The following is a 10255-nucleotide window of genomic DNA, read 5'->3' on the forward strand; positions in this document are numbered from 1 at the left end:
CCCCTCCGCCCGCACCTCGTAGGCTCCCGGACACCGCACCGTCACACCGGAGGGGAATCTCTCCCTCATCCCCTCCCCACACCGGCGACGGTCCAGGGGGCGCGCGAGACTCCTCGTACGCCCCACCGCTCACTCCGGACCGACGCCGCCGCACCTCGCCCCCTCCCGCACGCCCCACGCGGGAGGGGGCGACGCGAAAGGACGAAGCGCCCCGTGACCGTGCTGCCGACCACGAAGACGCTGTACGACGAGACAGCCCCGCTCCCGACGACCACGACGGCCGGGAAGAACCCCGCCGCGAGCCGCCACGTCCGCCGGGCGATCAGCCTGCTGCCGCTGCTGTTCCTGATCATCTGGGCGGCGCTGGACTGGCACACGGTCCGCGACGGCGCGACCCGCCTGACGGGCGCGGACCCGTGGTGGCTGCTGGCCGGCGCGGGCTTCACGTTCCTGGGCTGCGTGGCGGCGGCGTTCATCCGCCAGGGCGCCCTGCTGGACCGCCTCCCGCCGGGCCCCCTGCTGGCCTCCCAGTTCGCGGCGGGCGCGGCGAACCACGTCCTCCCGGCGAGCCTGGGCGCCCACGCGGTGACGCTCCGCTTCCTCCAGCGCCAGGGCGTCCCGCTGCCCCGCGCGACGGCGTCCCTGGCCCTCTACTCCCTGGCGAGGGCGGTGGCCAAGACCCCGGTGGTGCTGGCGTTCGTGATAGCGGCCCCGAACGCGGTACGCCCCGAGGCCCTCCTCCCCAACGGCCAAGCCCTGATGGCCGCGGTGACCGGCATCCTCCTGGTCCCCGCCGCAGCCGCCCTGGTCCTGGCGGCGTTCCGCCCCCTGCGCCGCCCCACGGTCGACTTCGTCCGCACGGCCCTGACCGGCGTCAAGGGCATCCACTCCCGCCCGTCCCGCGTCCTGGCCCTGTGGGGCGGCGCGATGGCGGCCCCTTTGATCCAGGCGGCGATAGTAGCCTCGGTGGGCACCTCCCTTGACCTCCCCCTCTCCTGGCTCCAACTGGCCTTCGCCTACCTCGCAGCCAGCACCGCGGCAGGCGCGGTCCCGGCCCCAGGCGGCATAGGCCCCCTGGACGCCGCCCTGATCCTCACCCTCGCCGGCTACGGCACCCCCCTCTCCCTCGCCACAGCCACCGTCCTGGGCTACCGCGTCCTCACGGTCTGGGTCCCCCTGCTGCCGGGGATGCTGGTGATGTCGGCAATGGTCCAGCGCGAGCTGCTGTGACTTCAGCCCTCCGCAGGCGTCAGCTTCAGTGAGATGGAGTTGATGCAGTACCGCTGGTCGGTCGGGGTCGCGTAGCCCTCGCCCTCGAAGACGTGCCCCAGGTGCGACCCGCACCGGGCGCACCGCACCTCTGTGCGGACCATCCCGTGGGAGCGGTCCTGGATCAGTTCCACCGCGTCCGTGTCCTTGGGGTCGTAGAAGGACGGCCAGCCGCAGTGGGACTCGAACTTCGTGTCCGACGAAAACAACTCGGCACCACACGCCCGGCAGGAGTACACGCCGACCGTCTTCGTGTCGGTGTACTCCCCGGTGAACGCCCGCTCCGTACCGGCCTGCCGCAGGACCGCGTACTCCTCCGGGCCCAGCTCAGCGCGCCATTCCTCGTCGGTCTTCTCGACGTCGTACGCCATGTCAGCCCCTCGTCCGCAGGTGGTCCAGGATCAGCGGGCCCAGGTCGGTGACATCACCCGCGCCCATGGTGAGAACGAGATCCCCGCCCCGGGCCATTCCCGCGAGGACGGCGGGCGCGGCGGCCTTGTCGTGGACGGCGGTGACGTCGGCGCCGGCGGCCCGGGCCGCGTCGATGATCAGCGCGCTGGTGACCCCGGGGACGGGGTCCTCCCGCGCGGGGTAGATGTCGAGGACGACGGAGGCATCGGCGAGGGCGAGGGCGTCCCCCATCTCGCGGCCCAGCTCCTGCGTACGGGAGAAGAGGTGCGGCTGGAAGAGGACGAGAATCCGCGCGTCCCCGGCGGCGGCCCGCATCGCCTCCAGGTCCGCGGTCATCTCGGTCGGGTGGTGCGCGTACGAGTCGATGACCTGGACGCCGTCGACCTCGCCCTTGAGCTGGAGCCGCCGCTTGACCCCCGTGTACGCGGCGAGTGCGGGCGCGAGCTCGCCGGCGGGGACCCCCAGCGCCGCGCCCGCCGTCAGCGCGGCGACCGCGTTGAGCGCGTAGTGCCGCCCGGGCACGGACACGGTGAAGGTGAGCTGCTGCCCGTCCAGCAGGACGGTGACCTCGCTCTTCAGCCCCTGCGGTACGACGGACAGGACCCGGACATCGGCGTCGGCGGCCTCGCCGTACGTGACGACCCGGACGTCCGACACCCGGCGGGCCAGTTCCCGCGCCCCCTCCTGATCCGCCGAGATCACCAGCGTCCCGCCCGGCACGATCCGCCCCGCGAACGTCACGAAGGAGTCGTAGATCTCCTCCATGGACGCGTAGTTGGCGTGATGGTCCAGCTCCACGTTCAGCACGATCGCCACCTCGGGCGCGTACTTGTGGAAGCTGCGGTCGGACTCGTCGGCCTCGGCGACGAAGATCTCGCCGGTGCCGTGGAGGGCGTTGGAGCCGGGCGCGTCGAGGTCGCCGCCGATGGCGTAGGAGGGCTCGCGGCCGAGGGCGGAGAGGGAGACGGCCAGCATGGAGGTGGTGGTGGTCTTGCCGTGGGTGCCGGCGACGGCGATGGGGCGCAGGCCGTCCATGAGGGACGCGAGCGCGTCGGAGCGGTGCACGACGGGGATGCCCAGCTCGGCGGCGCGGACCAGTTCGGGGTTGTCCGCGCGGATCGCCGAGGAGACGACGACGCTGCTGGCGTCGTCCGCGAGGTGGGCCGCCGCGTGCCCGATGTGGACGGTCGCGCCGAGGGCCCGCAGCGCCTGCGCCGTCCCGGAGTCCTTGGCGTCGCTCCCGGCGACCTTCGCCCCGCGCTGGGCGAGGATCTTGGCGATCCCGGACATCCCGGCCCCGCCGATCCCGATGAAGTGCGGACGTTCGAGGGAGGCGGGAAGGCCGGGTGCCATGGGCGGTACTCCAGAGGTCGAACCGGAACAGGTCAATCGACCCCAACCCTAGCGAAGCCTGTCAGCCCCTACGCGTCGCTGTGGGAGAACAGTTTCAGCACCGGTACGCCCACTTTGTGCCGTGCCCGTGAGGCCCAGTCGCGGTGGAAGAACTCCTCCACGTAGTGCGGATCGGTCAGCACGATCACCTCGTCCGCGCCCACCTCGTCGACCACCCCCTTCAGCGCGTCCAGCGGATGGTCCTCGACGAGGGTTCCGACCGCGGTGCTCCCGGCGGAGCGCAGCGCGGTGAGCGACACCTCCAGGGCCCGCTCCCCCACGCTGCGCGCGGCCTCCCCCTCGGGGGTCTCCCGTTCCCGCACGGCTTCCTCTAGCTCGCCGAGGGCGATGTCGTCGATGGCGCGCAGCAGCCGGTCCGCCTGGTCCCCGCGAGGCTGGAGCAGCACGTGGAAGGTGACCGGCTCGTCGCCGTGCAGGGTCGTGACGAACTCCACGTCGGCGGACGTCAGAGCTTTCTCGATCATCAGAACGCTTGTGAACACCAGTACCCCGCTTCTCCTTCGAGGACCCCCGTGGCCCTCACTCCTCCGAAGGCCGTCCGTGGCCCTGCGGAAACCATCCTTCCCCGTGCTCGCACGGGTTCTGCCGAGTCCTAGTCTGCCCACCCGAAGCTAAACGGAACGACACATTCCGCCTTTTTGACAGCCCTGGGGTGTCGGACTCACGTTCCGGAACCCCTCTCTCCCCTTTGATACCGCCCGAAGAGGAACCCGTCCTCCTCCAAAAGGGACGTCAGTGCGAAGCGGCGCGGAACCTCGACGGGCGGCCCGTCGGTGATGCGCTGGGCGCCCCCCGCGGCGAGCAGCGGCGAGAGCGCGAGGCACAGCTCGTCGAGCACCCCGGCGGCGACGAACTGCCCGAGCAGCCGGGGCCCGCCCTCGGTGAGGAGCCGTACGAAGCCCCGCTCGCCGAGAGCGGCCGGCACCCGCGCCGGATCGACACCGGCGCCGTCCCCGGCGACGACCACCTCGACCCCGGCCTTGCGCGCCTCGGCGACCCGCACGGGATCGGCCCCGGCGCCGGTCAGCAGCAGCGTCGGCACGAGCGGCGAGCTGAACAGCGGAAGCGAGAAGTCGAGATCGAGGCTGGCGGAGACGACGGCGACGGCGGGCGCGGGCGTCTGCCCGGCGGCGGCCCGGCGCGCGGCGAACCTCTCCTGGGCGACCGCGGGCCGGTACCCCTCCTGCCGTACGGTCTGCGCCCCCACCACGACGACGTCCGCGAGCCCCCGCAGCGCGCCGAAGATCCGCAGGTCGGCGGGGCCGGAGATGGGGCGCGAGCGGCCGTCGTGCTGGCCGGCGCCGTCGAGGGTGGAGACCATGTTGGCCCGCAGCCACAGCCCCGGGGGGAACGCGTACGCGTCCGCCAGCTCGTCGAGGCTCCACTGCTCAGCGGTGGCTGTCTGGTCGGTCACAGGGAACAGGCGTCGCATGCCTGGCAGTCTTACACGCCCTTTAGCATGGGTAACCGTGTCCACGAACTCCCCCGGGCCCTCCGGTATCCAGCCGATAGCCCACGCCGCGCCCGTCTCCCTGTGCGCGCGTGAGCCGTACGTCCCGGCGGACCGCCTGGTCGCCGAGATGGTCCCGCCGCCCCGGTTCGACTCGGTGCGCTTCGGGACATACCTCCCGGACCCGAACCAGCCGAGCCAGACGCAGGCCGTCGGCGTCCTGGAGTCGTTCGCGGAGGGCCTCGGCGGGGCGCACGCGTCGGGTACCGCCAGACGGGGGTTCTTCGGCTTCGGCAAGGCCAGGGCGAAGGCGCCCGCCGGACCCCGGGGCGTCTACCTGGACGGCGGCTACGGCGTCGGCAAGACCCACCTCCTCGCCTCCCTGTGGCACGCGACCCCGGCCGCCCCCTCCCTGAAGGCGTTCGGGACGTTCGTCGAGCTGACGAACCTGGTCGGCGCGCTCGGCTTCCAGCAGACCGTGAAGACGCTGTCGGGCCACCGCCTGCTGTGCATCGACGAGTTCGAGCTGGACGACCCGGGCGACACCGTCCTCGTCTCGACCCTGCTCGGCAAGCTGGTCGAGGCGGGCGTCGCGCTCGCCGCCACCTCCAACACGCTCCCCGGCAAGCTCGGCGAGGGCCGGTTCGCCGCGGCCGACTTCCTGCGCGAGATCCAGGGCCTGTCCGCGCACTTCCGCGCGCTGCGCATCGACGGCGAGGACTACCGCCACCGCGGCCTGCCGGACGCGCCGGCGCCGTACGGGGACGAGGTCGTCACGAAGGCCGCGTACGCCACCGAGGGCGCCTCCCTCGACGCGTTCCCCGCCCTCCTGGAGCACCTCGCGAAGGTCCACCCGAGCCGCTACGGCGCGCTGACGGACGGCCTGAAGGCGGTGTGCCTGACGGACGTCGGCCCGGTCCCGGACCAGTCGACGGCGCTGCGCCTGGTCGTCCTCGCGGACCGGCTGTACGACCGCGAGGTGCCCGTCCTGGCCTCGGGGCTGCCGTTCGACCGGCTGTTCAGCGAGGAGATGCTGGGCGGCGGGTACCGCAAGAAGTACTTCCGTGCCATCTCCCGCCTCACCGCCCTCGCGCGTGACGCGAAGCGGCTCGCCGAGGACTGACCCACAATCACCCCCGGCCTGTCAAGGGCCAGTTCTCGTCATCCGCACCGCTTTTTTGAGGCGGTCTCCCGCTCGAAACGCGGAGTTAACCCTGCAAAGCTCTTTGCAGGGTTAACGTGTTTCTTGACCAGTCATTGACCAACAGTTGGTACTGACTAGACGCGTGGAGACTTCGAAGGGGGGCGCATGTTCCGAGGCGGGAGGGTCCGGACCGGCATGGCGCTCATCGCGGCGTTCCTGCTCGCACTCCCCTTCTTCACCACCATCTCTCCCTTCGCACACGCGCACACGGCCCGTCACGCACAGGCCAAAGCTCAGCCCGGAATTCATCCCCTAGGCATCGCTCTGCGCGACATCAAAGTCACGTCCCGCGACTGTGACCGGTCCGGGGGTCCTGCGGGTCCGCTGCGCACCCGCGACCGAAGCCGCGCCACCCTGACCGCCGACTCGGCTCCCTCCGAGCCCGAGCGGGTCGTGGTGGCGCTCGATCCCGCGGCAGCGCACCCGGCGGGCTTGCCCGGTGCGGACCGCCATCGCCCGTCGAGATCCTCGACGAGCCACTCTCCAGCGGCACTTCAGGTCTTCCGCTGCTGAGAGAGCAGGCAGAACGGAGCAGTTCCCCCACCCTGTCCTGCACGTCCGACGCGCCCCCACGCGCGCCAGGAGGAGTCACCAGAACATGCAGCCCCTCATCGACAACGCCCGTACGTTCGGACAGCGCCCTGAGGAGTTCGCCAAGCTCGCAGAAGGCCAGTCCCCTCAGGTCCTGTTCATCACCTGTTCCGACTCGCGGGTCGTCCCCGCCCTGATCACGGGCGCCCGCCCCGGCGAGCTCTTCGAGCTGCGCACCGCGGGCAACATCGTCCCCCCGTACGGCACCGGCGCCCCCTCGGGCGAGGCCGCGACCATCGAGTACGCCGTGGAGGTCCTCGGCGTCCGCGACATCGTCGTCTGCGGCCACTCGCACTGCGGCGCGGTCGGCGCGCTCGTCCGGGGTGACGACCTGAACGGCGTCCCGGCCGTCCGCGACTGGCTGGCGCACGCCGCCGACGAACCGGACGCGACCGAACCGTCCGACCCGACCGTCGCCCGCGCGGTCCAGAACCACGTCCTCGCGCAGCTGTTGCGGCTGCGGTCCTACCCGTGCGTCGAGAAGCGGCTCGGCGACGGCCGCCTCACCGTGCGCGGCTGGTACTACGAGGTCCACACCGGCGCCGTGCAGGAGCACGACGTCGCCACCGACCGCTTCCAGGCTCTGTGAGCGGCCCGATGACCACTTCCCAGAACACCCGCATATCCCGCTTCCCGCACCTCAAGGCCGACTTCGCGGCCTCCCTGGTGGTCTTCCTGGTCGCGCTCCCGCTCTGCGTGGGCGTCGCCGTGGCCTCCGGGGTGCCGGCCGAACTCGGCCTGGTCACCGGCATCGTCGGCGGGATCGTCACCGGCTTCATGCGGGGCTCCAGCCTCCAGGTCTCCGGTCCCGCCGCCGGGCTCACCGTCCTCGTCTTCGAGGCGGTCCAGGAGTTCGGCCTCCCGGCGCTCGGCGTCATCGTCCTCGTCTCGGGCGCGCTCCAGATCACCATGGGCGCGCTCAAGCTGGGCCGGTACTTCCGGGCCATCTCCGTCTCCGTCGTCGAAGGGATGCTGGCCGGAATCGGGCTCGTCCTGATCGCCGGCCAGCTGTACTCGGTCATCGGCACGAAGGCTCCCGCGTCGGGGCTCGGCAAGATCGCCGGGCTGCCCGAGGCGTTCGTGGACGCGGCGGGCTCCACCACCGCGCTGTCCTCACTGGCGCTCGGCGCGGGAACCATCGCCGTCCTCGTCCTGTGGAAGCGGATGCCGGCCAAGGTCCGTACGGTGCCGGGTCCGCTCGCCGCGGTCGGGCTCGCGACGGCGGTGGCCGTGGCCTTCGATCTGCCGGTCGCCACCGTCGAGGTCAAGGGTCTGCTGGACTCCATCCAGCCGCCCTCCCTCAGCGCGTTCGGCGAACTCGCCGGCGTCGGGCTCCTCGGTACGGTCGTCGCGTTCACGTTGATCGCGTCCGCGGAGTCCCTGTTCAGCGCGGCGGCCGTGGACCGGCTGCACGACGGTCCGCGTACCGAGTACGACAAGGAGCTCATGGCGCAGGGGGTCGGCAACACGATCTGCGGCGCCCTCGGGGCGCTCCCCATGACCGCGGTCATCGTCCGCAGCGCGGCGAACGTCCAGGCGGGGGCCCGTACGAAGGCGTCCCGCGTGCTGCACGGGGTCTGGCTGCTCCTGTTCGCCGCCCTGTTCCCCAACCTCCTCGCGTACATCCCCATCCCCGCCCTGGCCGGCATCCTCGTCCACGCGGGCGCGAAGCTGGTTCCTGTCCGCGCGATCGTCTCCCTCTGGCGCGAGCACCGGGGCGAGGCCCTCATCCTCGTCGTCACCGCCGTGTCCATCGTCGCGGTGAGCATGTTCGAGGGCGTCCTGATCGGCCTCGCCCTCGCGGTCGCCAAGACCGCGTGGGAGGCGTCGCACATCAAGCTGGAGGTCGTCGACAAGGGGGCGGGGCCCGTCCAGGCGTACCTGTCGGGCAACGCGACGTTCCTGCGCCTGCCGAAGATCCTGGACTCCCTGGAGTCCCTGCCGCAGGACCGTCCGGTGGAACTGGACCTCTCGGGCCTCCACCACCTGGACCACGCGTGCCGCACGGCACTGGAGAACTGGGCAGAGAGGCACAGCTCGGTAGGAACGGAGCCGGTAAAGATGATGACGGCGAGTTAGAGCATTCAAGGCGGGTGGGGGGCAGGTTGCGAGGCCGAGGGCAGCACGGTGCACGTACCGGCGCCGGTGCCTCGGCCTCTTCAAGGGCGCGGAAACTCCGTGCACTTGGGAACTCGTGTCTTTTAGGGGCGCGGGGAACTGCGCGACCAGCCACCCACAACCCGCACCCTCCAACGGCGAACTCCCGGCACCCCCTTGGGAGCCCCCAAACGCCCGGCCCGGGACCACAGGACACACCCCGAGCCGGGCACGCCTTGTTCCCGGACGGCGATCATCCTGATAGACACATGCGTCGTACCGCCCCTGTCCGCCAGCAGGAAGGTCCCCGCATGTCTACAACACGCCGCCAACTCCTCCGCACCAGCGCCGCAGGCGTCCTCTTCACCGGCGCCCTCACCGATCTGTTCGCCGGGACGGCCGCCGCGGATCCGATCGGCCACCACGGTTACGGCCCCCTCGTTCCCGACCCGGACGGTCTCCTCGACCTCCCCCGCGGCTTCAGGTACCGCGTCCTGTCCAGAGAGGGCGACCCGCTCCGCTCGGGCGAGGGCATCGTCCCCTCGAACCACGACGGCATGACGGCCCTCCCGGGCAGAGCGGGCCGGGTCCACCTGGTCCGCAACCACGAGAACAGGGTCACGGCGAAGCACCCCGTCCCGACGGTGCCCGGGCTGACGTACGACCCCGAGGGCAAGGGAGGCTGCACAGCCCTGACCCTCTCCCCGCACGGGGACGTCCTCACGGAACGCGTGGCGATCGCCGGCACAGCGGTGAACTGCGCGGGCGGCCCCACCCCGTGGAACACATGGCTGACCTGCGAGGAGACGGAGGACAAGGCAGGCACGAACGGTTACACGAAGGACCACGGCTACATCTTCGAGGTGGACCCGGCAGACCCCCACCGCTCGGGCGCGACCCCCCTCACCGCGATGGGCCGCTTCCAGCACGAGGCCGTGGCGATCGACCCGTACACGGGAGCCGTGTACGAGACGGAGGACGCGTTCGACCGCCCCTTCGGCCTCTTCTACCGCTTCCTCCCGGCGAAGCCCTTGTGCGGCCCGGGTTCGCTCCGCGCGGGAGGCCGCCTCCAGGCGATGCGCGTCCCCGGCGTACCGGACCTCTCGTCGATCCAGGAACCCGGCACGGCGTTCGACCGCGTCGAGTGGGTGGATGTCCCCGACCCGCAGGCCGTCTCGACGCCGACCCGCCTCCAGGACTACGGCCGCAAGGGCATCACGCACGCCCAGAAGCTGGAGGGCTGCTACTGGGGAGGCCGGAGCGTCTACTTCGTCTCGTCGTTCGCCCGCTCGGCGGAGGGTTCCGCCGCCGACCACTTCGGCCAGATCTGGCGGTACGACCCGGCCGACCGCCGCCTCACCCTCGTCCTCGTCTTCGGCCCGGACACGGACATCCAGCTCCCCGGCGAGTCCCCCGACAACATCTGCCTCGCGCCGAGCGGCGGGCTGATGGTGTGCGAGGACGGGGACGGGGCGCAGCACGTGTACGGGGTGACGCGGAAGGGGGAGGTGTACGCGATGGCCCGCGGCCGGCAGAACATTGGCACGCCGGAGAAGCCGGAGTGGGGTGAGTTCGCGGGGGTGACGTTCTCGCCGGACCGGCGGACGATGTACGTCAACTGCTACACGCCCGGGACGACGTTCGCGGTGACGGGCCCCTGGCGGTAGGGACGACGGGGGGCCGGGGAATCCTCGGCCCCCTGAGTGAACCGTCCGGAGCGGCACCCCGGACGCCCGATGTGATTGTCATACCGTCCTACGGTGATCACTCCCGTACGCGCCCTCGCCACCGCCTGCGCCCTCGCCCTCACGGCCTGCGGC

Annotated in this window: 9 protein-coding genes; 5 read left to right on the forward strand and 4 right to left on the reverse strand. The window is 71.7% G+C overall.

Annotated features, from left to right (window positions below):
- The first annotated feature begins 213 nt into the window (after nucleotides 1–213).
- Entirely contained in the window at nucleotides 214–1230 is a 1017-nt protein-coding gene (locus AOK24_RS29000) for a lysylphosphatidylglycerol synthase transmembrane domain-containing protein (RefSeq protein WP_055723006.1), read from the forward strand.
- A gap of 2 nt (nucleotides 1231–1232) precedes the next feature.
- Here the strand turns inward: AOK24_RS29000 and msrB are convergent, their stop codons facing one another.
- From msrB to AOK24_RS29020, 4 genes are all read right to left on the reverse strand, one after another.
- Nucleotides 1233–1640: a peptide-methionine (R)-S-oxide reductase MsrB gene (msrB, locus tag AOK24_RS29005; protein WP_055723007.1), complete on the reverse strand. Its 408-nt coding sequence runs from the start codon at nucleotides 1638–1640 to the stop codon at nucleotides 1233–1235.
- A gap of 1 nt (nucleotide 1641) precedes the next feature.
- Nucleotides 1642–3033: a UDP-N-acetylmuramate--L-alanine ligase gene (gene murC / locus AOK24_RS29010; protein WP_055723008.1), complete on the reverse strand. Its 1392-nt coding sequence runs from the start codon at nucleotides 3031–3033 to the stop codon at nucleotides 1642–1644.
- Nucleotides 3034–3101: 68 nt separating this feature from the next.
- Nucleotides 3102–3575 (reverse strand): indole-3-glycerol phosphate synthase, encoded by a 474-nt coding sequence (locus tag AOK24_RS29015; protein ID WP_107104073.1) that lies wholly within the window; start codon nucleotides 3573–3575, stop codon nucleotides 3102–3104.
- Nucleotides 3576–3754: 179 nt separating this feature from the next.
- Nucleotides 3755–4525, reverse strand: a complete 771-nt coding sequence (locus AOK24_RS29020) for a pyrimidine reductase family protein (protein ID WP_079057045.1) — start codon at nucleotides 4523–4525, stop codon at nucleotides 3755–3757.
- Here AOK24_RS29020 and zapE point away from each other — a divergent pair.
- The 4 genes from zapE to AOK24_RS29040 all read left to right on the forward strand — a co-directional run bounded on the left by zapE (nucleotide 4524) and on the right by AOK24_RS29040 (nucleotide 10102).
- Nucleotides 4524–5666, forward strand: coding sequence for a cell division protein ZapE (zapE, locus tag AOK24_RS29025; RefSeq protein ID WP_420876703.1), 1143 nt, complete (start codon nucleotides 4524–4526; stop codon nucleotides 5664–5666). The genes AOK24_RS29020 and zapE overlap by 2 nt on opposite strands.
- A gap of 679 nt (nucleotides 5667–6345) precedes the next feature.
- The gene (locus tag AOK24_RS29030; RefSeq protein WP_055723011.1) at nucleotides 6346–6927 is read left to right on the forward strand and encodes a carbonic anhydrase; all 582 of its coding nucleotides are present in this window, start codon (nucleotides 6346–6348) and stop codon (nucleotides 6925–6927) included.
- 8 nt (nucleotides 6928–6935) lie between these two features.
- Nucleotides 6936–8417: a SulP family inorganic anion transporter gene (locus AOK24_RS29035; RefSeq protein ID WP_055723014.1), complete on the forward strand. Its 1482-nt coding sequence runs from the start codon at nucleotides 6936–6938 to the stop codon at nucleotides 8415–8417.
- Between the two features lie 329 nt (nucleotides 8418–8746).
- Complete coding sequence (locus AOK24_RS29040) at nucleotides 8747–10102, forward strand: PhoX family protein (RefSeq protein WP_055723012.1); 1356 nt, start codon at nucleotides 8747–8749, stop codon at nucleotides 10100–10102.
- Nucleotides 10103–10255 lie beyond the last annotated feature (153 nt).

It is taken from the genome of Streptomyces niveiscabiei, from assembly GCF_001419795.1.
Taxonomy (GTDB): Bacteria; Actinomycetota; Actinomycetes; order Streptomycetales; family Streptomycetaceae; genus Streptomyces; species Streptomyces niveiscabiei.

Bases quoted from the DNA above. Each gene is read 5' to 3' on its own strand.
- zapE (WP_420876703.1), top strand. From the start codon at position 4,524: ATGCCTGGCAGTCTTACACGCCCTTTAGCATGGGTAACCGTGTCCACG.
- AOK24_RS29035 (WP_055723014.1), top strand. From the start codon at position 6,936: ATGACCACTTCCCAGAACACCCGCATATCCCGCTTCCCGCACCTCAAG.
- AOK24_RS29030 (WP_055723011.1), top strand. From the start codon at position 6,346: ATGCAGCCCCTCATCGACAACGCCCGTACGTTCGGACAGCGCCCTGAG.
- AOK24_RS29040 (WP_055723012.1), top strand. From the start codon at position 8,747: ATGTCTACAACACGCCGCCAACTCCTCCGCACCAGCGCCGCAGGCGTC.
- AOK24_RS29020 (WP_079057045.1), bottom strand. From the start codon at position 4,525: ATGCGACGCCTGTTCCCTGTGACCGACCAGACAGCCACCGCTGAGCAG.
- murC (WP_055723008.1), bottom strand. From the start codon at position 3,033: ATGGCACCCGGCCTTCCCGCCTCCCTCGAACGTCCGCACTTCATCGGG.
- msrB (WP_055723007.1), bottom strand. From the start codon at position 1,640: ATGGCGTACGACGTCGAGAAGACCGACGAGGAATGGCGCGCTGAGCTG.